The 23,774-nt window shown below is 66.3% G+C and carries 22 protein-coding genes and 1 pseudogene; 7 read left to right on the forward strand and 16 right to left on the reverse strand.

Annotation, left to right across the window (positions count from 1 at the left end):
- Positions 1 to 246: 246 nt before the first annotated feature.
- From fusA to ACZK3J_RS10835, 3 genes are all read left to right on the forward strand, one after another.
- On the forward strand, positions 247 to 2,283 hold the full coding sequence (gene fusA, locus ACZK3J_RS10825) for an elongation factor G (RefSeq protein ID WP_478476913.1): 2,037 nt from the start codon (positions 247 to 249) through the stop codon (positions 2,281 to 2,283).
- A gap of 252 nt (positions 2,284 to 2,535) precedes the next feature.
- Entirely contained in the window at positions 2,536 to 2,808 is a 273-nt protein-coding gene (locus ACZK3J_RS10830; RefSeq protein WP_005409616.1) for a hypothetical protein, read from the forward strand.
- Between the two features lie 110 nt (positions 2,809 to 2,918).
- Entirely contained in the window at positions 2,919 to 3,674 is a 756-nt protein-coding gene (locus ACZK3J_RS10835) for a SapC family protein (RefSeq protein WP_032127340.1), read from the forward strand.
- Here ACZK3J_RS10835 and ACZK3J_RS10840 read toward each other — a convergent pair.
- The 12 genes and pseudogenes from ACZK3J_RS10840 to ACZK3J_RS10895 all read right to left on the reverse strand — a co-directional run bounded on the left by ACZK3J_RS10840 (position 3,675) and on the right by ACZK3J_RS10895 (position 15,491).
- A pseudogene (locus tag ACZK3J_RS10840) lies at positions 3,675 to 5,997 on the reverse strand (ATP-binding protein).
- The gene (locus ACZK3J_RS10845) at positions 5,997 to 6,623 is read right to left on the reverse strand and encodes a LuxR C-terminal-related transcriptional regulator (protein ID WP_049421979.1); all 627 of its coding nucleotides are present in this window, start codon (positions 6,621 to 6,623) and stop codon (positions 5,997 to 5,999) included. Before ACZK3J_RS10845 ends, ACZK3J_RS10840 begins: the two are co-directional and overlap by 1 nt.
- Before the next feature lie 164 nt (positions 6,624 to 6,787).
- Positions 6,788 to 7,315 (reverse strand): GNAT family N-acetyltransferase, encoded by a 528-nt coding sequence (locus ACZK3J_RS10850; protein WP_032127338.1) that lies wholly within the window; start codon positions 7,313 to 7,315, stop codon positions 6,788 to 6,790.
- Between the two features lie 135 nt (positions 7,316 to 7,450).
- Positions 7,451 to 7,984 (reverse strand): lipocalin family protein, encoded by a 534-nt coding sequence (locus tag ACZK3J_RS10855; protein WP_277778758.1) that lies wholly within the window; start codon positions 7,982 to 7,984, stop codon positions 7,451 to 7,453.
- 8 nt (positions 7,985 to 7,992) lie between these two features.
- Complete coding sequence (locus tag ACZK3J_RS10860; RefSeq protein ID WP_277778757.1) at positions 7,993 to 9,066, reverse strand: SAM-dependent methyltransferase; 1,074 nt, start codon at positions 9,064 to 9,066, stop codon at positions 7,993 to 7,995.
- A complete protein-coding gene (locus ACZK3J_RS10865; RefSeq protein WP_478476915.1) occupies positions 9,063 to 9,848 on the reverse strand; it encodes a DUF1295 domain-containing protein in 786 nt (261 codons plus the stop codon). The genes ACZK3J_RS10860 and ACZK3J_RS10865 overlap by 4 nt, the downstream gene beginning before the upstream one ends.
- On the reverse strand, positions 9,845 to 10,390 hold the full coding sequence (locus ACZK3J_RS10870; RefSeq protein ID WP_478476917.1) for a DUF2878 domain-containing protein: 546 nt from the start codon (positions 10,388 to 10,390) through the stop codon (positions 9,845 to 9,847). The genes ACZK3J_RS10865 and ACZK3J_RS10870 overlap by 4 nt, the downstream gene beginning before the upstream one ends.
- A 1-nt stretch (position 10,391) precedes the next feature.
- Entirely contained in the window at positions 10,392 to 11,651 is a 1,260-nt protein-coding gene (locus ACZK3J_RS10875; protein ID WP_478476919.1) for a class I SAM-dependent methyltransferase, read from the reverse strand.
- Positions 11,648 to 12,415 (reverse strand): DUF1365 domain-containing protein, encoded by a 768-nt coding sequence (locus ACZK3J_RS10880; protein ID WP_478476920.1) that lies wholly within the window; start codon positions 12,413 to 12,415, stop codon positions 11,648 to 11,650. Before ACZK3J_RS10880 ends, ACZK3J_RS10875 begins: the two co-directional genes overlap by 4 nt.
- Positions 12,412 to 13,689, reverse strand: coding sequence for an NAD(P)/FAD-dependent oxidoreductase (locus tag ACZK3J_RS10885; protein WP_478476922.1), 1,278 nt, complete (start codon positions 13,687 to 13,689; stop codon positions 12,412 to 12,414). The genes ACZK3J_RS10880 and ACZK3J_RS10885 overlap by 4 nt, the downstream gene beginning before the upstream one ends.
- A gap of 1 nt (position 13,690) precedes the next feature.
- Positions 13,691 to 14,641: an acyl-CoA desaturase gene (locus ACZK3J_RS10890; protein ID WP_049463351.1), complete on the reverse strand. Its 951-nt coding sequence runs from the start codon at positions 14,639 to 14,641 to the stop codon at positions 13,691 to 13,693.
- Positions 14,642 to 14,723: 82 nt separating this feature from the next.
- The gene (locus ACZK3J_RS10895; RefSeq protein ID WP_458074497.1) at positions 14,724 to 15,491 is read right to left on the reverse strand and encodes a hypothetical protein; all 768 of its coding nucleotides are present in this window, start codon (positions 15,489 to 15,491) and stop codon (positions 14,724 to 14,726) included.
- Between the two features lie 135 nt (positions 15,492 to 15,626).
- Between ACZK3J_RS10895 and ACZK3J_RS10900 the strand changes: the two genes are divergently transcribed.
- From ACZK3J_RS10900 to ACZK3J_RS10910, 3 genes are read left to right on the forward strand one after another with little or no spacing between them, the layout of a single operon-like run.
- Complete coding sequence (locus ACZK3J_RS10900; RefSeq protein ID WP_478476923.1) at positions 15,627 to 16,250, forward strand: sigma-70 family RNA polymerase sigma factor; 624 nt, start codon at positions 15,627 to 15,629, stop codon at positions 16,248 to 16,250.
- Positions 16,247 to 16,921, forward strand: coding sequence for a ChrR family anti-sigma-E factor (locus ACZK3J_RS10905; RefSeq protein WP_478476925.1), 675 nt, complete (start codon positions 16,247 to 16,249; stop codon positions 16,919 to 16,921). Before ACZK3J_RS10900 ends, ACZK3J_RS10905 begins: the two co-directional genes overlap by 4 nt.
- 13 nt (positions 16,922 to 16,934) lie before the next feature.
- Positions 16,935 to 17,627, forward strand: coding sequence for a Rossmann-fold NAD(P)-binding domain-containing protein (locus ACZK3J_RS10910; protein ID WP_478476978.1), 693 nt, complete (start codon positions 16,935 to 16,937; stop codon positions 17,625 to 17,627).
- Between the two features lie 2 nt (positions 17,628 to 17,629).
- Here the strand turns inward: ACZK3J_RS10910 and ACZK3J_RS10915 are convergent, their stop codons facing one another.
- From ACZK3J_RS10915 to ACZK3J_RS10925, 3 genes are read right to left on the reverse strand one after another with little or no spacing between them, the layout of a single operon-like run.
- Positions 17,630 to 20,026, reverse strand: a complete 2,397-nt coding sequence (locus ACZK3J_RS10915) for a response regulator (protein ID WP_180844239.1) — start codon at positions 20,024 to 20,026, stop codon at positions 17,630 to 17,632.
- Positions 20,019 to 20,486 (reverse strand): response regulator, encoded by a 468-nt coding sequence (locus tag ACZK3J_RS10920; protein ID WP_180865914.1) that lies wholly within the window; start codon positions 20,484 to 20,486, stop codon positions 20,019 to 20,021. Before ACZK3J_RS10920 ends, ACZK3J_RS10915 begins: the two co-directional genes overlap by 8 nt.
- The gene (locus ACZK3J_RS10925; protein ID WP_478476926.1) at positions 20,483 to 22,720 is read right to left on the reverse strand and encodes an ATP-binding protein; all 2,238 of its coding nucleotides are present in this window, start codon (positions 22,718 to 22,720) and stop codon (positions 20,483 to 20,485) included. The genes ACZK3J_RS10920 and ACZK3J_RS10925 overlap by 4 nt, the downstream gene beginning before the upstream one ends.
- Before the next feature lie 252 nt (positions 22,721 to 22,972).
- Between ACZK3J_RS10925 and ACZK3J_RS10930 the strand changes: the two genes are divergently transcribed.
- Positions 22,973 to 23,266 (forward strand): hypothetical protein, encoded by a 294-nt coding sequence (locus ACZK3J_RS10930; protein WP_277778744.1) that lies wholly within the window; start codon positions 22,973 to 22,975, stop codon positions 23,264 to 23,266.
- A gap of 16 nt (positions 23,267 to 23,282) precedes the next feature.
- Here the strand turns inward: ACZK3J_RS10930 and ACZK3J_RS10935 are convergent, their stop codons facing one another.
- Positions 23,283 to 23,768: a TspO/MBR family protein gene (locus ACZK3J_RS10935; protein ID WP_277778743.1), complete on the reverse strand. Its 486-nt coding sequence runs from the start codon at positions 23,766 to 23,768 to the stop codon at positions 23,283 to 23,285.
- Between the last annotated feature and the right edge of the window lie 6 nt (positions 23,769 to 23,774).

The raw sequence follows: 23,774 nt of genomic DNA on the forward strand, positions 1-23,774 counted from the left end.
GCGCAAGCGCGGAACGGGCGTGTCTGCCTGGAGCCCCACGAGGCCGTTGAAGCGGCCATCGCTGGACCTTCGACAGAGCGCCCTCCGGGGCGCTCTTTTTGTTTCCGTAGTTCCATTCCCCGTAACCCGGTGTACCGCAAGGAGAACGTGCCATGCACCAGATCGCCGAGACCGAACGCTAGCCGCGCACCCTGTCGCCAACCGGGGTGCGCGGCCCCCGAAGTTGGCTTTGCAGGAACCTTTCTCATGAACACCCAAGTCCTTTCCCGCCGTCGCAACCTCGGCATCATTGCCCACATCGACGCCGGCAAGACCACGCTGACCGAACGCCTGCTATGGAAAAGCGGCGAAATCCATCGCGTCGGCGAAGTGCACGATGGCAACGCGACCACCGATTTCTCGGCGATCGAACGCGAACGTGGCATCACCATCGGCGCTGCCGCCGTACAGGCGCAGTGGGCGCCACGCGACCTGCCGCCGCATCGGCTGACCCTGATCGACACTCCCGGCCACATCGACTTCGCCATTGAAGTCGAGCGTTCGCTGCGCGTGCTCGACGGCGCCGTGGCCGTGTTCTCGGCGGTGGACGGCGTGCAGCCGCAGTCGGAGACGGTGTGGCGCCAGGCGCGTCGCCATCGCGTGCCGCTGATCGCGTTCGTCAACAAGATGGATCGCGTCGGCGCCTCGTTCGAGCGCGTGCTGGAGCAGCTGCAGGACAAGCTGAGGGCGCGGCCGTGGGCGCTCGGTGTGCCACTGGGCAGCGAAAGCGACTTCAACGGCTGGGTCGACCTGGTCGGTGAGCGCGTGCTGCACTGGCAGGATGGTGCCGTAACCACGGTGACCCCGTGGGACGACGCCGCGCGCACCCTGTGGCAGCCGCAGCGCGACGCACTGGTCGAGGCCGTGGCCGACCACGACGAACTTCTGGCCGATGCCTGGCTGGAAGGTCGCGCGATCGATGCCGAACAGCTGCGCGCGGCGATCCGACGGGCGACGCTGGCCGGTGCGGGCGTGCCGGTATTGGCCGGTGCGGCTTTCAAGGACAAGGGCATCGAGACGCTGCTGGATGCGGTGGTCGATTACCTGCCGTCGCCGCTGGATCGGCCTGCCGTGACCGCCGAAAGCGAGAGCGGCGAGGTGGTGCTGCCGCCGGATCCGGACGGTCCGTTGGCCGGTCTGCTGTTCAAGATCACCCACCAGCAGCACGGTGCGCTGAGCTTCGTGCGGCTGTACTCGGGCACCTTGAAGGTCGGTGATGCCGTGGCCAGTTCGCAGCATCCGCAGGGTCGACGTGTCAGTCGCCTGGTGCGGGTGCAGGCCGACCAGACCCACGACATCGAACAGGCCGTGGCCGGTGACATCGTTGCGGTGCTGGGCTGGAAGGACGCGGTCAGCGGTGAAACGCTGAGTGGCCGTGCGCAGCCGCTGCGCCTGGAGAACATCCAGGCACAGGCGCCAGTGCTGGCCTGGCGGCTGGAGCCGGCGCGTGCGGCCGACCTGATCCGGATGGCGCAGGGCCTGGCCAGCCTGGCCCAGGAAGATCCCTCGTTCCGCGTCGAAACCGATCGCGACACGGCGGAGACCCTGGTCTGGGGCATGGGCGAGCTGCACCTGGAGGTGATGGTCGAGCGCCTGCGCAGCGAGTGGAAGGTCGAGGTGGGCGTAGGTTCGCCGCGCGTGGCCTACCAGGAGACACCGCTGCGAGCGATGACCGGCGTGGTGGGGCGGCTGGTCAAGCAGACCGGTGGCCAGGGCCAGTTCGCGCACGTGGTGCTGGATGTGTCGCCGCGCGAGGACGACCAGGTCGTGTTCAACGACCGCATCGTCGGTGGCGTGGTGCCGCGCAGCTTCATCGCGGCGGTGGAGAAGGGCGTGCGTGCCGCGCTGTCGGAAGGTCCGCAGGGCCATCCGGTGGTCGGTATCGAGGTCAGTCTTGTCGATGGCCAGACCCATGCCAAGGACTCGTCGGAGATGGCGTTCCACCGTGCCGGTGCCGAAGCGGTCAAGGCGGCACTGGTGGAGGGCGGTACGCAGCTGCTGGAGCCGGTGATGGCGGTGACGGTGCATTCGCCGTCGGCGTCGGTGGGTGATGTGGTGGGCGATCTCAACCGCCGCCATGGTCGCATTGCCCGCATCGACGACCAGGACGGTCGCGCCGAGGTCAGCGGCTTTGCGCCGCTGGCGCAGCTGGTGGGTTACACCACATCACTGCGTTCGCTCAGCCAGGGGCGGGCCAGCAGTGAGGCGCACCTGCATGGTTACGAGCCGGTACGCGCTGCATGAGGAAAGGTGAGGGAGCCCGTTCGCGGGCTCCCTTTTTTTGTCGTCGGGAACGCCCATCCACGCATGGCGTGGATCTACCGGGTGATCGGGTTGCAGGCCCTGCAGTAGATCCACGCCATGCGTGGATGAATTCGCATCGACACCGGGATAATGCACTGCATCGCAACAAAACTGCAGAAAAAGCTGGATTAAAGTGATGCCTCACGATAAATTGCGCACCCCCCGTTGCTCGCCGCCGCCCGCACCCCTCTCATGCGTGATGACAAAGACCCCGGAACCCTGGAGCTGACCCTGCCGCGAAAGCGCGGTCGTCCGCCCAAGTTCGGGTACGCAATGAGTGACGCGCAGCGCGCAGCGCGCTACCGCGCGCGCCGGGCCGGGCAGGCCAACCATGCCGATGTGCGCTCCTGCTCGGACATGGTGCTGCTGGACAAGATCCGCGCTGCTGTGAGCGCGCGCGACACCGAGCTGGCCGGGTTCCTGGTCCACGTCCTCTGGCAGCGCTACCCCCTGCAGTTGAAATAGGCCGTCGGTGGGGTGGCCGTTGTCATCGAGCTTGTTGATAATGCGGGATTCAGGTTGTTCCCGCTGGCGCGCCCGGGATGGCAGGCGCGCATGATCGAACGGTTCCCAAGATGACGACCACCAGCGACACCACCACCGAAGCGGCGCCGAGCAGCGCCCCCCTGTTCTACACCCGTCCGGTGCCGCTGCAGGCCGATGTGCATGCCGATCTGCGCATCCTGCCGGGCAGGCTCGAGTTTGCCGCCGGCAACAACGCCATTCCGCTGGTGCTGGGCGAGTTCTCGCTGGCCCTGCACCACTTCCCGATCCTGTTCGCCGGCCCGACCGCCGTGCCGATGGCAGCCGTGGGCGTGTCCGACCAGAACCTGTTCATCAAGGACGGCCTGTGGGAAGACGAGGCCTATATCCCGGCCTACCTGCGTCGCCACCCCTTCATCTTCATCGACACCGGTGCAGACAACGACTTCCTGCTGGGCATCGACGAAGAGAGCGCGCGCGTGGTCAAGGGTGGTGACGAAGGCCAGCCGCTGTTCGTTGATGGCAAGGCCACCGACATGGTGCAGCAGGCGTTGGAGTTCTGCGGCCAGTACACCCGCGAGCACGAACAGACCCAGGCCTTCTCCAAGGCGCTGATCGACAACGGCCTGCTGGTCGAGCGCAACGCCACCGTCCGCACTCCGGATGGCCGCGAGTTCAATCTCAACGGCTTCCTGGTGGTGGACGTCGAGAAGTTCGTAGCGCTGCCGGAAGCGACCGTGGTCGAGTGGCACCGCAGCGGCTGGCTGGCGCTGATCCATCAGCACCTGATGTCGCTGGGTCGCTTCAATGACCTGACCCGTCGCCAGGTCGAGCGCCTGGCGGCCTGATCAGGCCGATGGTGCGGCTTCCGCCTTGCGGGAGCCGTGCCACTGCTGCAATCCCCGCAGCAGTCGCCGCGCCTCGACCCAGTCAGGCGCGGCCTCATGCCCCAGTTCCCACAGGTCGGCCGCCGTGCCGGCCTGATCCGTTGCCCGGCACATCTGCAGCGTTCCCTGCAGCCGGTGTGCATGATGGCGCAGTGTCGAGGTATTGGCGTCCTGCACGGCCTGTTCAATCCTGGCCAGTTCATGGGCAATGTCCGCAGCGTAATCCGGCTCGGCGCCAGGGGTGTCATCGGGCGCGGTGCCGTGCGCCGAGGGCGGCAGGTCCAGCGCCTGCAGCAGGCTCGCAACCTGCAGCGGCTTGACCAGGATGGCGTCGAAGCCGGCCCTTCGGCAGCGTGCCGCGTGCCGGCGCCCCATGCGGGCGGACAGGGCAATCACTCGCAGAGGTGCCTGTGCCTGCGCGCGCAGCTGCTGCGCCAGTGCATAGCCATCCGAGCCGCGAAGCCCGATATCCAGTACTACCGTGCCGCGCGGTCGTAGCGCATGCTCGGCCAATGCGGCGTCGGCATCGGCAACCGCGCGTACGTCGGCGCCCAGCCGACGCAGTTGCTCTGCGACGACATGCCGGCTGAGTGCATGATCTTCGACAAGGAGCAGGTCGATGCCGGTCAGTGGCGTCTGCTGCAGCGGCTCGATGGGCGGCTGATCGCCGTGAACGGCGCGGACCGGCAATCGCAGGGTGAAGCGGCTGCCGCGCCCATGCACGCTGTGTGCGGTCAGGTTGCCGCCCATGGCAACGGCCAGTTCGTGCGCAATCGTCAGACCCAGTCCGCTGCCGCCACGTCTCGGGCCCTCCTCGTTCTGCTGGAATGGTCGGAACAGAAGCGCCAGTTGAGCGGGTGCGATGCCGATGCCGCTGTCGATCACATCCAGCAACAGCTCCCGGGGAGACAGGGCGGGTTGTAGTTGCAGGCGCACCTCGATACCGCCGACATCGGTGAATTTCAATGCATTGCCCAGCAGGTTGTCGATAATCTGGCGCAGTCCATCAGCATCGAGCACAACCACCGGCGCTGGATCGGGCGCGCGATCCAACTGGAGTGACAGCCCTCTCCGCAGTGCCTCCGGCCGGATTGCTTCCAGTGCGCGGGCACAGAGTTGGCCGACGTCGCAGGGCGTGGGATGCGGCCTGAAGCTGCCGCTGGCAAGGCGCGAGAACGCCAGCGAGCGATCGAGCAGCCTGCGCAGCGAGTGGCCGGCGGCAAGGGCAGCCGCGAGCAGTTCACGCTGCCCCTTGGGCAGGTGTGACTGGCTCAGCAGGTCGATCGAAGCCAGTACTGTCTGCGCGGAATTGCGCACTTCATGGCTGATCATTCCCGCCGCGCGCCCGAGGCGTTGTTCCGCGCGGCCGATTCGCCAGCGTAATGCCTGCCAGAGCACGGGCAGGCCGATGAGTGCCGCGGCCAGACACAGCAACCAGAGCAGGAGCGGGGAACGCACCCGATCCAGCGCGCTCTCGATGGATGTGGGCAGCATCTGCTGCGCCCACAACTCCAGCAGGCCTGCGTGCTCTTCGAGGGTGATGGCGCGCAGCGCCTGATCGATGCGCGCCAGCAGCTGCTGGTCCTCCCGGCGGACAAGCAGGTGCAGATCGGTGGAGAATCCGCTGTCGAACGGGTGCAATTGCAGGCTTCCCGTGAAGTGCTGCCGGATCATCGAGTGCAGCGTTGCTTCCAGGCCGATCGCAGCATCGGCGTTGCCGCTTTCAACAGCGGCCAGGGCCGCATGGCGGTCCGGGAGATGCAGGAGGCGGATCCGGGGGTGGTGGATCGTCAGCCAGTCGGCATAGGGGCCGCCGTCAACCACGGCCAGCAGCTGCGCCCTCACGCCGGTAATGTCACGGGGCGGGTGCTCGCCTTTACGCACAGCCAATACCGTCTTGCCGCCATGGAAGGCGCCGGAGGCCCTCAGGTCGGGACAGGGAAGCGGGTGATGCGAGGGGCTGCCCATGACCAGCACCAGGTCGGCCTCGTCCCGGCAGACGGCAGCGACCGCTGCGCTCGTGCTAGGGTAGTTGAGATCGCGGAAGCGCAGGCCGGAATGCCGAGCCACAAGCCTGGCATAGCCATGGGCGAGGGTGGGCAGTGCGCTTGAATCCGCCAGCGTTGGGGGGGAGCGGTCGCGATGATGGCGCGGTGGCAACCCGCACTTCGCGGCCGGCGGACCATCTCCGCAACTGTGCATCCTCGGCCGATGCAGCCGGCAGCAGGATCAGGGCCAGCAACAACGTGCACGACGTGCGCAGACGGAGGCGAACGCGCCCCATCACTGGAGCTCCAGCTGCTGCCGCAGTGCATAGATCTCCGCATCATTGCGCAACCCGAGCTTGCGCAGGGCCGCGACCTTCTGGGTACTGACCGTCTTGACGCTGCGGTGGCGACGCAGCGCGATTTCCGAGACAGTCAGGCCGGCCAGGAGCAGGTCCAGCACTTCGCGTTCATTGCGGCTGAGTTCCTCGCGGCACGCCGGGAACAGGCAATCGGCAGGGAGGCGGCACAGCCCCTGCGAGATGCGCACGATGGCATCAGACAGCATCTCCAGGGGCTCGGACTTGCTGACTACGCCGGAGATGCCGGTCGCCAGCAGGTGGTCGATGCGGGTGGATGGCGTCAGCGTGGCGAAGGCGAGCAGGGGAATATGTGGGAAGCACTCGCGCAGCAGCGGAACCAGCTCATCACTGCTGCGGTCGCCAGGCGCCAGGGTGAGATCGATGATGGCGACATCCACTGCCAACTGGCGCAGGCTGCCGATGAGCTCATCGCTGCGGGTGTGGCTGGCGACAATGCTGAAGCGGACGTCGTGGGACAGGTGCAGGGCGGTGCCGCGGCGGACGATTTCGTGATCGTCGAGGAGTGCCAGCCGCAGTCGGCGCGGTGCAGGATATCCATTCATGCGCAGGGAGGTGATCGGCGCCCGCAGGGCGTGGCGATCATTCTGGCGCCGCTGTCGCGTCGAGCATCGAACTTGTTGGAATTTTGCGATTATTCCTAAGAATCGATGCGTAAAGCCCATCAATTCAATGCCGCCGATTGATGAGGTGGATCGTCAGTACCCAATCAAGCGCTTCGGGGTACTTCGCTCGCGCTGCGCAGGTCGCGGGCCATTTCGCTGGTCGCAGCCCATCCGAGATCCGCATACAGTGGTTTCCCTTGGGTGGTAGCGTGCAGCACCGCGTAGGCCACCGCTCGTCCGGCGAATGCATGGTCGGCCAGTTTCATCAGTTGGCGGGCGATGCCGCGACGCCGATAGCCGGGCTCCACGTAGACATTGAGTACGTAGCCGCGCGTGTCCTGCTCTGGATGGGCGGGGTGGGGCGGCCAGTCGATCAGCATCAGGCCAATGCCTGCGATGGGTTGTCCATTGTCGGAAAGGACATGGCCGAAGTAGTCGCCTGACACCAGGCGCGGTTCGAGCCAGGTACGGAACGGGGCCGCCATCTGCTGAAGGATCTCTTCGCTCCGGCCGCTTTCACGGAACATCGCTTCTCGGTGAGCGCAGATGAGGTCGAGGTCGCACGGAAGGATCTGCCGGACTTCGAATCCATTCCAGGAGGTTGTGATGGCATCGTCCGCGGGGCTGTTCATCGATCGTGTATCCGTTCCGGCCTTGCTGGCCTGCCCAGCATCGTATCTGCAGGGCGCGTCGCGAGTGCACCACGTTGCAATGATTGATGATCGACTGATGCTCCAGGACGATCGACCCGGGCAGAAGGTGCCGCGTCATCGCACCGATTGCGGCACCCGCCTCAGCTTGCGGGTGTCGTAACCCATGGCCGCAATCCGCTCGACCGCCTGCTGGTAGTCACTGTCCGATACCTGCGGGGTGCGGGCCATGTACCAGACGTAATCGCGCTTGCTTCGTGCCACGATGGTCTGATGGTAGCTTTCATCGAGCCAGGCGATCACGTACTCAGCCTGGATCGGCCACATGAACTGCATGCCCCAGATCGCGCCGTTGCCTTCCTTCTCGACACGGCCGATGGGGTGCATGGACTTCTGTGGCGCTTCGAAGCTGCCTTTGCGGTACGTGAAGGTGGTCTGGATGCGTCCATCGGGGCGCAGGGCATAGCTCTCCACGGCGTCGAAGGCTTCGCGCTCAGGGCGCGACGGGATATGCGCGATCACGTACCAGTCGCCCATGAAGCGCGGCACATCCACCGACGGTGGGCGCGGCAACGGACGGGTGTCGCTGGAACTGCAGCCGGAACCGAACAGGCCGACCGCGATCAGGGGAAGCAGCGGAAACATGCGCATCGGGCACCTCAGCGGGGTCGGAACAGATAGTGGGCCACCAGCCACTGCTGGCCGTCGTCGTAGCCGAACAGCTCGGCGCATGCCATCCAGAACATCCGCCAGCGCTGCCACCAGACCTTCGCTGCAACCTGGCCATAGGTGGCGATCAACACCGGCATCACCTGCTCGCGGGCTGCATCCTGGTTGGCCAGCCAGTGGTCGGCCGTGCGCTGGTAATGGGTGCCGTCCAGCAGCCAGCGTTGCTCCAGGCGCAAGTCGCGCTGGAAATGCAGCAGCGTGTCGGCCGCCGGCATCAGTCCGCCGGTAAAGAAGTGGCGACCCATCCAGTTGTCGCCGCCGTCTGTCTCGAACGGATACATCAGTGTGCGATGGGCGAAGATGTGCACGAACAGTGCACCGTCCGGTTTCAGCCACCGTGCGATGCCTGCCAGCAGGCGCTGGTAGTTGCGTACGTGCTCGAACATCTCCACCGAGACACAGCGGTCGAACCGGGCCGTCGGCAGGTCAAGCTGGTTGACGTCGCGGGTCACCACCTCGACGTTGCCCAGGCCGCGCGCCTGGCACTGCGCCATGATGTACTGGCGTTGGCTGTGCGAGTTGGAGACGGCGGTGATATGCGCGTGCGGGTAACGTTCGGCCATCCACAGGGTCAATGAGCCCCAGCCGCAGCCCAGCTCAAGTATCTGCTGGCCATCGGCCAGTCCGGCGCGCTGGCCGTACAGTTCCAGCATGGCGTCCTCGGCCTGGTCCAGCGTTTCGCGCCCGGTGGCGTAGTAGCAGCTGCTGTACTTCAGCCGCTTGCCCAGGCAGGCCTGGAAGAATGCCGCGGGAACTTCGTAGTGCTGGCGGTTGGCCGCTTCGGTATGCAGCGCGAGTGGGCTGTCGGCCAGCTCGGTGATGCGCTGGCTGAAGCGTGCCGATTGGCCTTCGATGCCGCCTTCGCTTTCCTCATGCAGGCGTTGCGCGCACAAGCGGCGGATGCCCGCACGCAGCGCCGCATCGGGCACCAGCCCACGTTCGGCCCAGGCGATCAGCCCGGTCTCGGTCTCCTCAGCCAGGTTCTGTGACGGAATGGCGTTCATGCGGAATGGTCCTTGGAAGGGCGGGGAAACCAGGGGAAGAACATCGGTGTGCTGAGCTGGTAGGCGCGGTAGTCCTCGCCCCGGCTGCGCAGGGCCTGCTTTTCGGTGAACGGGATGCCGCTGAGGTAGCGCAGGAACACGTACATCAACAGTGGTCCGGCCCAGGCCAGCCACCACAGCGGCGAGCCCACCGCCAACAGCACGTAGCTGAACCAGTGCAGCCATTCGAAGAAGTAGTTGGGGTGCCGCGAACAGCGCCAGAGGCCATCGCGGCAGGTGCGGCCCTTGTTCGACGGGTCGGCGCGGAACCGGGCCAGCTGGCGGTCGGCGAGCGCTTCGCCGCCCACGCTGAGCAGCCAGACCGCTGCACCCGCCAGCACCCACGGCGACAGTCCCGGTCGTGGGTTGGCGGCCACCGCGACGAAGGGCAGTGCGAACAGGACGATCAGCAGGGCCTGGGCCATGAAGAAGCCGAAGATCTTTCCCTGATGGCCGTGCCAGTGTTCGCGCAGATAGCGGTAGCGTCCGTCCTCGTCTTCGTGACGGACGCGGTGCCAGAGATGCACGGCCAGGCGGCTGCCCCACAACCCGCCCAGCAGCCCCAGTGACAGCCGTGGCATCAGCGCGCCAGCGCCCAGCAGTGCCAGCAGCAGCGCAGATGCGCCCACGCCCTTGGCCCAGAGCACGTCGACCACGCCGATGTTGCCGTGGCGGCGCTGCCAGGCCCAGCCCCAGCTCATCACCAGCACGGCATACAGCAGGACCCACAACAGATTGATCATGACGGTGCTCCGGCCAAGGGTGGCGGGAGGGTGCGGGAGCCGCGACTAGCGGCCATGCACAGCAGCGAAAGCGCGATGCTCCAGCCCACACCCAGCACCAGCAGGCCCTGCCACAGCGGCGCAGTGAAACGGACCGCCTCGAAACCGCGCGCTGCGGAGAGATACGCCAGCGGGGCCAGCAACAGGCCGAACAGGGCTGGCAGGGCAGGGTGGCGCAGCAGGAAGCGCATCGAATTGGTCAGCGTCATCGCAAACGCGGCCCACAACGCCATGATCCAAAGGGGCGGAGTCCAGCCCAGCGGGGCAGCAGCGTAGCGCACGGCGCCGCTGGCGGCGGCACTGGCGTCGACCAGCCACGCGCAGGCCAGCGCCAGCAGCATCAGCCGAAGGTCCAGTCGAGGGTGCGGTGAAGTCAGCAGCTGGCTGCCGATATAGATCGTTGCGGCCAGCAGTGCCGGCCACTGCCAGCCTCGCCCTGCGCCGGCCACGGCACACAGCCAGACCAGCTGGTTGCCAAGCAGATTGGTCCAGAACCGGCGCATGTCAGCGGCTGTCGCCTGCAGCGAGGACGGGCCGGTGGTCCGGACGGGCCAGCAGCAGATGCGAGACGCCGATCGAACGTTCCAGGAAGCCGCCCTCGCAATAGGCCAGATAGAACTCCCACAACCGGCAGAAGTGCGCATCAAAGCCCTGCGCCTGCACCGCAGGCAGCTGGGCCAGGAAACGTTGGCGCCAGGCGCGCAGGGTCAGTGCGTAGGAGTGGCCGAAATCCTGCTGGGCGATCAGCTGCAGGTCGCTGGATCGGGTCTTGGCGGCCATGATCGCGTTGATCGATGGGATGAAGCTGCCCGGAAATACATAGCGCTTGATGTAGTCGACGCTGCGCCGGGCCTGTTCGTAGCGATGGTCCTCGATGGTGATGGCCTGCAGCAGGGCAACGCCATCCGGCTTGAGCAGGCGTTGCAGTGTAGCCATGTAGGTGTCCAGGTACTCGGCGCCGATCGCTTCGATCATCTCGATCGAGACCAGCTTGTCGAACTGGCCCTGCAGGTCGCGGTAGTCCTGCATCAGCAGCGTGACCTGGTCCTGCAGGCCCGCCGCCTCTACGCGCTGGGCGGCCAGCGCATGCTGTTCCGCGGAGATGGTGGTGGTGGTCACATGGCAGCCATAGTGCTGGGCGGCGTGTACCGCGAAACCGCCCCAGCCGGTGCCGATCTCCACCACGCGGTCGCCTGGCTTGAGTTGCAGCTGCTGGCAGATGCGGTCCAGCTTGCGCCGCGAGGCGGATTCCAATGGCTCGGATTCGCTGGCGAACATCGCCGACGAGTACATCAGGTCCGGCGACAGGAACAGGGCAAAGAAGTCGTTGCCCAGGTCATAGTGCGCGGCGATATTGCGGCGACTGCCTTCGCGGCTGTTGCGGCGCAGGCGGTTCCAGGCCCGCAGCATCCCCCCACCCAAGCGGGCCGGGCCACGCTCCATGCCGTCGAGCAGATCGCGATTGCGCACCAGCAGCCGGATCAGTGCCACCAGATCATCGCAGTGCCACTCGCCCTGGATGTAGCTTTCACCTGCGCCCACGCTGCCTTGCGCAGCAACCTTCCGATAGAACGCCGGGTCATCGATGGTGACGGTGACATGCAGTTCATCACGGGCATCGCCCAGCCAGACTTCGCCGAGTGCATCGCGCACGCACAGCCGACCGTCGCGCATCGGGGCCAGCTGGGCCAGCAGGCGGCGGCGCAGGAACGCGTCCAAGGCGCCGGGGCGCGGCAGGGCAACCCAGGGAGTCATCGAGTTCATCGCGGTTTCTCGGCAAGAGTGGGGTGGTCGTACACCGGGTTGCGTTTCAACCACAGCCGCAGTGCGTGCCAGTGAATGGCGGCCACCACCTGGGTGGTCATCAGGGGATAGCAGGCCAGGACCCGGGCCAGCCCGCGGCCATCCAAGGCACGCCGCTGCATGGCCTGGGTGGCATCAAACTGGCGCACGCCGTCCCGCCAGACCTGCATGTGCACGCGCAGGTCCTGGTCGGGGCGGTTGAATCGCCAGTCGTAGCCGCAGTCCATCGGCATGAACGGCGAGACATGGAAGCACTTGTCGAACTGCCAACGCAGTGAGCTGCCTTCGTGCGTGGCGGTGGCGACCGGCAGCACATAGGCGTGCCGTTCCTTCCAGGGCGTGTTGGTGATCTCGGCGACAATGCAGTCCAGCGTGCTGCCGTCTGCCTGGTAGCAGTAGTAGAAACTGACCGGGTTGAACACGTGCCCGGCAAAGCGAAGATGGGTGAGCAGGCGCACCGGGCCGGTCGGCCGGTAGCCAAGCGTGTGGGCAGCGTGATCGCGGATGGCATCGGCCAGTGGCCGTGCGGGATCGCCGAAGTAGTCGCTGCGGCGGAACTCGGCCAGGTTGCGGCGATTGACCGACCACAACCAGCGCCCGTCGAACACCGTATCGAGTTCGTCCAGATCGAGCAGCAGCTGGGCGATGGGGTAACGGAAGGCATGCGGGTGCGGATGATGCCGGCGATGTATCACCTGCCCGATGTAGAGCGCGCTGGCACTCATGCCGCCACCTCATCCGCGGCGGATGCCAGCCGATGTGGAGCGCAGGCCTGCAGGGCATCGACCACGCGGCGGGCGCTGCGGATGCCATCCTCATGGAAGCCCCAGCCCCAATAGGCGCCTGCGAACCACGTATGGCGACGGCCCTGCAGTTCCGCCCAGCGCTGTTGCGCGCGCACTGCGGCATGGTCGTGCACCGGGTGGGCGTAGCGCAGCGTACGCAGTACTTTGGCCGGATCGATTGCCTCGCTGCGGTTGAGGGTAACCACCAGGGGCGTATCGCCGGGCAGGCCCTGCAGCAGGTTCATGCAGTAGCTGACCGTGCAGGGCGCGGCGCGATCCTCTGGCACGTGCGCGTTCCATGCCGCCCACGCCTTGCGGTTGCGCGGCAGCAATGACGCATCGGTGTGCAGCACCGCTTCATTGGTTTGATAGCGGATGGCGCCGAGCACGTCGCGCTCGATGGGGTCGGCGTCGCGCAGCAGCGCCAGGGCCTGGTCGCTGTGGCAGGCCAGGATGACCTCATCGAAGCCTTCCACGCCGGCCGCGCTGTGCACGCGCGCGCCCCAGCGCATGCGCTCGACCGACTGCACCGGGCACTCCAGCCGCTCATGCACCCGCCAGCGGGCGCGCAGGGCATCGACATAGCGTGCCGATCCGCCGCTCACCACCCGCCACGGCGCGCGCCCGCTCATCTGCAGCATCTGGTGGTTGGCCATGAACTGGGCCAGATAGCGCGCCGGGAAGTCCTGCACGGTGGCGGTCGGTGAGGACCACAGTGCCGAGGCCATCGGCAGCAGGTGCTCGTCGATGAAGGCCTCGCCATAGCGCTGGCTGCGCAGGTACTCGCCGAGCGTGGGGCCGTCTTCCTCGGCCAGCAGCAACGGCGCATCCCGATAGAACCGGCGCAGGTCGGCCAGCATGCCCCAGAATCGAGGTGACACCAGGTTGCGGCGCTGGCAGAACAGGCCATCCAGCGAGGTGGCGTTGTACTCCACGCCGCTGCGCTCGCTGTGCATCGAGAAACTCATCGTGGTCGGCTGCGAAGCCACACCCAGCTCGTCGAAGATCGCGGTCAGCAGCGGATAGTGCTGGGGATTGAACACGATGAACCCGGTATCCACCGCCATGCGGGTGCCATCCACCTGCACGTCGTGCGTGTGGGTATGGCCACCGAGGTAGTCGTTGGCCTCGAACAGCGTGACGTCGTGCTGGCCATCGAGCCACCAGGCACTGGCCAGCCCCGCGATACCCGAGCCGATGACGGCGATGCGCATGTCAGTACCTCGCCTTGGCCAGGACCCACTCGGGGATGGGCTTGAGACCTTTGACCAGGCCCAGCGCCGCCATCGCGCGCAGTCCGTACCAGGTCAAATCCACTTCCCACCAGCGGAAGCCCTGGCGGACAGTGCCGGGGAAGAAGTGGTGATTGTTGTGCCAGCCTTCGCCGAAGGTGAGCAGCGCCAGCCACAGGTTGTTGCGGCTGTCATCGCGTGTATCGAAGCGGCGGCGGCCGAATCGATGCGCCAGCGAATTGATGGTGACCGTGGCATGGAACAGCACGATGGTGGAGATGAAGAAGCCCCACACCAGCAGCTGTGGGCCGGAGGTGTGCAGGCCCGGTACCCAGCGCTCCAACCCGGCGCCCAATGCATACAGCGCTGCGGCCAGCAGTACCGGTACGGCCGTATCGAAACGGTCCAGCCAGCGCAGTTCGGGGAAGCGCGCCAGGTCCGGTACCCGTGACAGATCGGTGGCGAACGCCTCGCGGGTCAGGAACCAACCCATGTGGCTGCGCCAGAAGCCGCCCTCGCGTGGCGAGTGCGGATCCAGCGGCTGGTCGGCATGCCGATGGTGATGGCGATGATGGGCGGCCCACCAAAGCGGCCCACGCTGCACGCTGGAGGCGCCGATGACAGCGAACACGAACTGCACCGGCCGCGATGCCTGGAAGGTCCGGTGCGAGAAATAGCGGTGATAGAACGCCGTGATGGCGAACATGCGCACCGCATAGAGCACTGCGGCGACGATCACCGCTGTCCATGAGATTCCGACCCAGAGCACAGCGATGCAGGCCAGGTGCATCAGTGCGAATGGCACGGCGCGCAACCAGTCGATGCGGCCGGGCTGTTCGCCGGTGGTCTCTGCGACGTTGCCGGTGTCGATCCAGCGCTGCAGCGTACGCAGCAGGCGCGAGCGTCGATGGGGGAGGGGCGCTACAGAGGCCATTGGGGGATCTCGGCGGGTGTCGTGTCTACCTGTACGCAGCAGCGCGTGCAATGGATGCGCTGCGACGCGAAGAATCTCGACTTCACCTGGGCGTCACGGCGCAGCGGTCGACCAGAGGACGCGTCCAGGCCTGCTGCCATTCCGCGGCAGTTTGCTCGGCAGCTGGCGAGCTGAAGCGCACCGTCACCTGCGGGTAGCTGCCGCGGGCATCGCGCAGGTTGCTGGTGCCGCGGAATTCCAGCAGGCGGCGGTCCGTGCTGGCATAGACCAGTGACAGACGCGGGGCGATGCCGCCGTACCAGGTGTCCAGACTGACGTCGATCGACTGCCCATCGATACCCTGCCAACGTACCGGACCGATGCGCCGCACCTGCACCGGGAAGTAGCGCTGCCGCCCCGGCACCAGGAAGGGCAGGCTGATGCGTTCGCCGCGCAGCAGCGCCGGCCAGTGCAGGCGCACCGCGGCGTCGAACCCTGCATCGATCACCGCGTCCGGCGGCAGTTCAAGCCGGCGCTGATGCGGCTGGCTGGCGGCATCTTCCTTCCAGGCAATCGACACCGAGTCGCCAGTGGCGTCGACTTCGGCGGTCTGGCCGCTGCGGCGGTCCTGCAGCGAATAGCCCCGTGCCTGCGGGCGGACGCTGGCGGGCAGATGCTTGCGGGCGAAGGGCTGGCCATCCGGGCACTGGTACAGCACCCAGCGCTCGGCACCCTCCGTTGCCTCGCGCCGCCAGTGCACTTCACGGTAGAGGATGTCGCCCTGCGCGGAGGTGGCTACACCCTCATTTCGCAACCAGGGTGCCGCCAGCGCGGCATGGGGCAGGCACAACAGCAGCCAGGCAGTGCGCATGGTGTTCATCCGGAAGCGGAGATCTCTCAGGTCATACGGCGGGGGCGCCCGGTTGGATGCGCAGTGCCGACTGCATCCAATGGCTGCCCCTGCGCGTACAGAGGACAGACCTTCACTTGCCCGCCGCGAACGCAGATGTACCCTGACGCCGCCAGCACACTCCTCAACTTCGATACCGCACGCACCGTGTCCAGTTCCCAGCAGCCGAGCAGCGAGCCGACGAACTGGACCGGTGACATGGACGGCGTAGCGCGGCTGCGCGACCGCGAGTGTTTCATGCGGATCTACGACTACTTCATGCCGCGGTTGTGCGTGTACCTGCGCGGCCTGGGCGCACCCGATGCCGTAGCCGAGGAGCTGGCGCAGGAATGCCTGTTGCGCCTATGGCTGCGGGCCGCCGATTTCGATCCGGCGCAGGGTGCGCTGAGTACGTGGTTGTATCGCATCGCCCGCAACCTGCATATCGATCGAGTGCGCCGTGAGCGCAGCTGGATGCAGGTGCAGGCGGCGGTGGAGGACGCGGCGACGCTGGATGTGATCGAGCGCAGCAGCGCCGAGCAGTTCGCCGACCAGGCGCGTCTGCGCCAGCGCATCAACGAGCTGCCGGCGGTGCAGGCGCGGCTGGTGCGGATGTCCTATTTCGAGGCCAAGAGCCACAGCGAGATCGCCGAAGCGCTGGGCATGCCGCTGGGGACGGTCAAATCCCACCTGCGCCGTGCGTTCCTGCAGCTGCAGGCGAAAGTGGGAGGTGCGCTGTGAATCCACACCATCACCTGCACGAATCCACGCTGATGAGCTATGCCGCCGGTGCGCTGCCGGCGCCGTTGAGCATCGTGGCGGGTGCCCATCTGGAGCAGTGCCCGCATTGCCGCCAGCGCCTCCGCGAGGCCGAGGCGATCGGTTCCGCACTGCTGGAGCAGACGCAGCCAGCCACGGCCGATCTGCGCCGCGAGCAGTTGCGCGAAGCCATGCTGATGCAGCTGGCTGCGGAAATGCCGATTGCCATGGCGGAAACCATGCGGCCTGTACCGAAGGAGCGGCCCGAGGCCAATCCGGACCATCTGCCTGCCTCGCTGCACCCCTACTTTGGTGCTTCACTCAGTGGGCTGCGCTGGCGTTGGATGGCGCCGGGGGTGCACTGCATCCGGGCCGAGCAGATGCCCTCGCTGATCATGCTGAAGATCGCCCCGGGCAAATGCCTGCCCATGCACAGCCATGGCCGCAGCGAGCTGACTCAGATCCTGCGCGGTTCCTACAACGACGCGCTGGGGCTGTTCGCGCCGGGTGACGTTGCGGATCTGGACGAGGAGGTGGAGCACCAGCCGGTGACCGCGCCGGGTGTGCCGTGCATCTGCGTGTCTGCGTTGGATGCGCCGTTGGTGTTCAGCGGTTGGCTGGCGCGGAAGATCCAGCGTTTCGTGAAACTGTGAGGCGGGTGCGATGATGGTCGGGACAGGTGCACTACGGATTCTGTTGACCGGTGCCGCAGGCCTGGTCGGGCAGGGTGTGGTGCTGGCCTGCCAGCGCTCACAACAGGTTTCCCGCCTGACCGCGCTGGTCCGCCACCCGGGTAGTCTGCGCGGCACCGGCAGCGAACTGATTGTCCCGGACTTTCTGCGTATCCAGGAGCGGGTGGAGGAGCTTGCCGGGTTCGATGCATGCCTCTACTGCGCCGGTGCGACACCGGTCGGCACCGCCGAGGCCGAGTACCGACGCGTTACCGTGGACACCACACTGGCGGTAGCCCGTGCCTGGGTGGCCGCGAATCCCGAGGGATGCTTTCTGTATGTATCCGGTGCGGGTGCGGACCCTCAGAGCCGGCTGATGCCGCTGAGGGTCAAGGGCGAGACCGAAGTTGCTTTGCAGGCCCTGCCGATGCGCTCGGTGATGCTGCGCCCGGGTGGCGTCAGGCCGGTCGCGGGAACCGGCACCCGTCATGCCCTGTTGAAGCCCTTGTACTGGGGCGGCGCGCCGTTGATGAAGCTGGCCGGTGCGATTGCGCCTTCGTTGATGACCAGCAATCTGGCCCTGGGCCAGGCGATTATTGCGCTGGCCGGCAGGGAGCATCCGCCGGCCACGGTGGAGTGCGCGGACATCAACCGGATCGCCGCTGGCATGCGTGATCCGGCGTCCTGACCTCAGTGCGTCGCCCCCAGCGCGGTGCGTACCGCCGCTGCAAGATCACTGCGGGTAAACGGCTTTGGCAGCAATGAAACCGCGCGTCCCTGGCTGCCCACCTGGTCGTGGTCACGTGGATAGCCCGACGTGAACAGGACGGCGACTTCCGGCCAGCGTTCACGGACTTCGTGCACCAGTTCCCACCCCGACATGCCGGGCATCACCACGTCCGAGAACAACAGATCCACCTTGGTGTCGGGGCGCTCCAGCAGCCGCAGCGCGGAGGGGCCGTCGTGGGCTTCCAGCACGCGGTAACCGAGCAGCCGCAGCGCATCCACCGTGTGGGCGCGGACATCGTCATTGTCCTCGGCGACCAGAATGGTTTCCTCGCGCGGTGAGTAACCCGCCAGGCCGGTCTGTGGGGTGCGTGCTTCGCAGGGCAGAGCCAGCGGAGAGCGCGGGAACATCATGGTGATGCTGGTGCCGCCGCCTTCCACCGAGTCGATCAGCACGTGGCCACCGGACTGCTTGACGAAGCCATGCACCATGGACAGGCCAAGCCCGGTGCCGCGGCCAACCTGCTTGGTGGTGAAGAACGGCTCGAACACGCGCGCCAGGGTCGCCGCGTCCATGCCGTGGCCATTGTCGCGCACCCGCAGCATCACGTACTCGCCAGGCGCTGCATCGGGAAACAGGGCGGCGTAGTCGTGGTCGAGATGGCTGTTGTCGACTTCGATCACCAGCCGGCCGCCATGCGGCATCGCATCGCGGGCATTGACCGCCAGGTTCAGTACGGAGGCCTCCAGCTGGCTGATGTCGATCTCCACGCACCAGATGTCCTCGGCATTGCGGATCTCCAGCTGCACCAGCTCACCCAGTGCACGCTGCAGCATGTCGTGCATGTCCAGCAGGCGTTCGTTGAGGTTGGCGGCCTGGCTGTGCAGCGGCTGGCGACGGGCAAATGCCAGCAGGCGCTGGGTCAGGCTGGCGGCACGGCCGACGCCTTTCAGTGCATTGTCCAGTGCACGGCTGACCATTGCCCCGGATTCTCCGGCGCGTTCGTTGAGGAGCATGGCGTGCTCGACATTGCCGGAGATGACCGTCAGGATGTTGTTGAAATCATGGGCGATGCCGCCGGTGAGCTGGCCGACCGCCTCGATCTTCTGCGACTGGCGCAGTGCGTGTTCTGCCTGCAGCCGCGCGGTGGTTTCCACTGCCTCGGAAACCACGGCGGTGACCACGCCTTCGGTATCCAGCAGCGGGCGGAACGAGAAGTCGAAGCTGCGCCGCCCGGTCGGGAGTTCCAGTTCCAGTGCATGCAGCGAACTGCGGCCCTGTACGGCTGCGGCGACGGCCTGGTCGATCAGCGCACTGATGCCATCGGTTGTGGCAAACCAGAGCGATTCGCCGAAGCGCGCGCCAACGGTGTCCTTCTTGTCCGCAAGCACCGCGGCCAGTGACGCGTCATTGGCATCAACCACGCGTCCGGACAGATCCAACAGCACCTGATGCTGGAAGCTGGATTCGAAGATCGCCTGCAGGCGCCGCTTGCTGGCCCGCAACTCGGCGGTGCGTGCCTGCACCTGTCGCTCGAGAACCTGGTTGTCCTCGCGCAGCGCCAGTTCGGCCTGCTTCAACAGTGAAACATCGCTGCCCATGCAGATGTAGCCGACCACGCTGCCATCGGCCGCATGTTCCGGTACGCAGTCCATCTGCACGAATCGTGACTCGCCGCTGCGGTGGACCAGTTCGACCTGGAAGCTGGTGCGCTCGCCCTGCAGTACCCGCTCCAGGCTGGGCAGGGCGTGCTCGAAGGCGGAAATGCCGCTGACATCCCGTGCCGCGCGACCCAGCAGTTCGGCCAGGCTGACGCCGTGCCAGTCCAGGAACGCCTTGTTCGCGAAGCGGTAGCGATGCGCCGTGTCGAGCTGGGCGATCAGCGCAGGGACGGCATCGGTGACCTGCTGCAACTGCGCCTGGCTGTCGTTCAGTGCGGCCTGCGCCTGCACAAGCTGGGTGCGTTCATGGGCCTCCTGCCGCGCACGACGGATCGCATCCGGCAGGCGCTGCAGGCGCTGCTTGACCACGTAGTCGCGCGCGCCGCGGGTTAGGGCCTGCACGGCCAACTCCTCGGTAAGCGTGCCGGAGACGAAGATGAAGGGCGTTTGCGGAATCCGCTCGCGCGCCAGCGCCAGTGCAGCGTCGCCGTCGAATCCGGGCAGCACATGATCGGCCAGGATCACATCGAAGGCGCGATTCTCAATTGCCTCGATGAAGGCATTGCGGGTCCACAGGCGCTCGGCCTCGAAATCGAGGCCGGCACGCTGCAGCTGTGCGCTGATCAGCTCCGCATCAAGCGCGCTGTCCTCCAGCATGAGGATGCGCAGGCGCTCGCTGCGGCGCGATCCATCATGCATTGTGCTGCCCCGAGCCGTTGGGCCGATGCGGCGGGGGCTGGTTGGTGATGCCCCAGAACATGCCCAGCCCCTGGATGGCGTCGAAGAACTCCTTGAAGTCCACTGGCTTGACCACGAATGCGTTCACGCCCAGTTCGTAACTGCGCACGAGATCCTGTTCTTCGCGCGACGAGGTCAGCATCACCACCGGTGTGCTGCTCAGCTGTGGGTCAGCGCGCACCTGTTCCAGCACTTCCAGGCCGTTCACCTTGGGCAGCTTCAGGTCCAGCAGCACCACTACCGGGCCGCCGTGCATGGCGCCGGCGAACTTGCCTTCGCAGCGCAGGTAATCCAGCGCCTCGGCACCATCGCGTACATGGATGACATCGTTCAGCAACTGGCAGCGCGACAACGCGGCCAGCGTCAGCTCGGCATCCTTGGGGCTGTCCTCCACCAGGAGGATCGGCCGCAGGTCCCTCATGGGAGATCTCCTGTGGAACGGGGTAGGGTGAAATGAATCGTGGCGCCCTTGCCGGGCTCGCCCTCGGCCCAGGTACGGCCGCCATGGCGGCCGATGATGCGGCGTACATTGGCCAGGCCGATGCCGGTGCCTTCGAATTCTTCGACGTGATGCAGGCGCTGGAACACACCGAACAGCTTGTCCACGTAGCGCATGTCGAAGCCGCAGCCGTTGTCACGCACGAAAAAGTGGTCTTCGTCGACGTTGCGCTCGTGACCGACCTCGATTACGGCCTGCTCGCGCTCGCGGGTGAACTTGATCGCGTTGGCCAGCAGGTTCTGCCAGACCAGACGCAACATCGTCGGATCGGCCTCCACCTCCGGCAGCGGCGCCAGCGTCCATTGCACGTCGCGTCCGGCGTAGTCCAAAGCCAGGCTCCGGTGCACATCTTCGGCCAGCGCCGCCATATCCAGCCGTACCCGGCCGAGCGTGGAACGGCCCATCTGCGAGAAGCTCAGCAGATCGTCCACCAGTGTCCCAGCGGATTTGGCCGACTCCACGATCGTATCCAGGAAGCGGCGCTCGGTATCGTTGAGGCGTTCGCCGGCCGAGCTGCCCAGCAGCTCCGAGTAACCGACGATGTGGCGGAAGGGCGCACGCAGGTCGTGGCTGACCGAATAGGAAAACGCTTCGAGTTCCTTGTTGCTGCGGACCAGCTGCTCGTTGAGCTCGGCCATTTCCTCGGCCTTGCGCAGCACGATATCGACGATGGCGGTGCGCATCTCGTGGGCGGCATCGCGGTCGGCGTCGTTCCACGGCAGGCTGCGCTGCTGCACGGTCTCTTTCCAGGCTTCGAATGAACTGCGCGGGGACAGCGCCACGCCGGGCGCCGCCGCTTTGCGTGGGTCGCCGCCCCAGCGCACGGTGCGCACCACTTCCGGGCGGAACCACATCAGATAGCTGTCGTGCAGCTGCGAAATGGACACCGCCAGTACGCCGCTGGCCACGTCGGACAGGCGCGCGCCGGGCGCCCAGTCGGCTGCCAGATGGTCGCTGCAGTACGTTTCCTGCCCGGTCTGCTGGGTAGCCAGCCAATCAGCCAGGGCCAGCACGTCGCTGGTGGGTGGGCACTCCCCCACGCGCATGCAGTCGCCCCTGTGCACGATGGCCGCACCGGCAGCGCCGGTCAGCGACAGCAGGCTGGCTTCATCGTGGCGCAGCGCAGCCATGAAATCCTCGTCGCCGGCCATGCGTGCCAGTAGCTTGACCAGCACCGAACGGCGCGCCACGCGCTCTTCGATGGCGCGTGCACGCTCCTTCAGGGCGATCTGCAGTGACAGGATCTGGCCCATGAACTCGCAGGCAGTGCGCACGTGGTAGGGCAGGCGGCGTGGCTGCACCGTGTGGCAGGACACCAGACCCCACAGCTGGCCCTCGTGCACCAGTGACACCGACATCGACGCGCCAGTGCCCATGTTGCGCATGTACTGCAGGTGCACGGGCGAAACGCTGCGCAGCACGGCCAGGCTCAGGTCGGTAGCCGGCGCGTCGCGATGGTCCTCGGCCCGCATCAGCGGGGTAGGGGTATAGCTGTTGTCCGCGATCAGGCGCACCCGATTGCGGCGGTACAGCTCGCGGGCCTGCGCAGGAATGTCCGACTCGGGGAAGCGCAGGTCCAGGTAGGACGGCAACAGGCCGTTGCCATCCTCGGCGACCACGATGCCGTTCCAGCCGGGATCGAACTGGTAGACCAGGGTGCGATCGAAGCCGGTCAGCCGGCGCATGTGCGCGGCCGCCAGCTGGCACAGATCTTCCACGGTGGTGGCCGATTCGATGCCGTTCATCAGTTCGCGGATCGACGGATACAATTCTTCCAGCGAACCAGGCTGGCCGGGAACCGGTGCCTCCAGCTCGATCAGCAGATCGGTGGCGGAGCGATGCACCAACAATTGATGGCGGCCGTGGCCATCCAGGTGCACGGCGCCGACATGCGCGCTGCTGCCCGCCGTGGCCTGCTGGAACAGCGCCTGGAAGGGCGCCAGCACGCCGCCCAGTACCTCGCTGACATGCTGCATCAACGGTTCGCCGAACTGCTGCAGCAGCCCGGGATGACTGACGGCGCGCTCGCGCACCCGCAGGGACTGCGGTTCAACGACCAGAAGCACGCCGTAGGGCTGGATCGCACCGGGCGTATGAATCGGTTCGCGCGCACAACGGGACTGGGCAGTGTCGTGCGTGGACTCGGCAGAAGGCATCAAAGGCGGGACTCAAGATTCGTGGATGGCTGGAATGGCCCAGCGTTGCATCCGGCATGCATGGATGGTGACGCAAAATCGTGCATTCGCATACCGGTACGTGCGTGTGAAGAACGTTTCATTCAAACCTGAATTCTTCATATGAACATTCCAGCAGCACTTGCATGTTTCGCGAAAGGTACATGTGCGCTGCACGCGCACTCGACACCGACTTGCCTAAGGTGAACGCACATTCCTGAGTGACCACGCCCCGTGAACCTGCAGACCTTGCCTTCAACGCCATACCGCATGCTTGCCGACAGCTGCCAGTTTGAGCTGCTGGATGTGGATGCGCTGCAGGATCCGGCCAGCGGGCGCCTGCTCCACCTGTACTCGCTGGTTGCGCGGTGCATGAGCTGCGACACGGTGTTCAAGGCCGAGGAGGGGCAGGGGCTGGTCAGCCACACCGCCGCGCGGGTGGTGCGATGCCCAACGGGCTGTGGCCAGCAGGCGTTCAAGCCGGCGTTGCTGCGTGCATGGCAGCCGCAGCGCGTCGCACAGGCCTGAGAGCACTGATACGGGGTCACAGCAACCCGGGATTGGTGCGCCACACCGCGAAGTTCAGCGCCGAGGCGAACGATATCCAGGCCAGATAAGGCAGCAGCATCACCGCCGCACCGCGATGGAGGCGTGCGAATGCAACGATCGTTGCGCACACCAGCGCGATCAATACAAGGATGTCGAGAAAGGCCAGCGCGCCCAGTTTCCAGCCGAAGAACAGCCAGCTCCAGAGCGCATTGACGGCCAGCTGCACCAGATAGAGCACCAGGGCCGGTTGCGCGTTGCGCCAGCCGCGTTCGCGCCACACCAGCCACGCCGCAATGGCCATCATGGCGTAGAGCAGGCTCCATACCGGGCCAAACACGCTGGCAGGCGGTGCCCAGGCGGGCAGGCTGAGGGTGGTGTAGAAGCTGGCGGCGGAGGCCGATGCCCATGCGCCGACTGCGGCCGCCGCAAAGGTGACCACGCCCCATCCCAGAAGACCCAGAGCCTGTGAACGCCGCTTCATTCCGTA

Source organism: Stenotrophomonas sp. 86428_Sma, assembly GCF_056481585.1.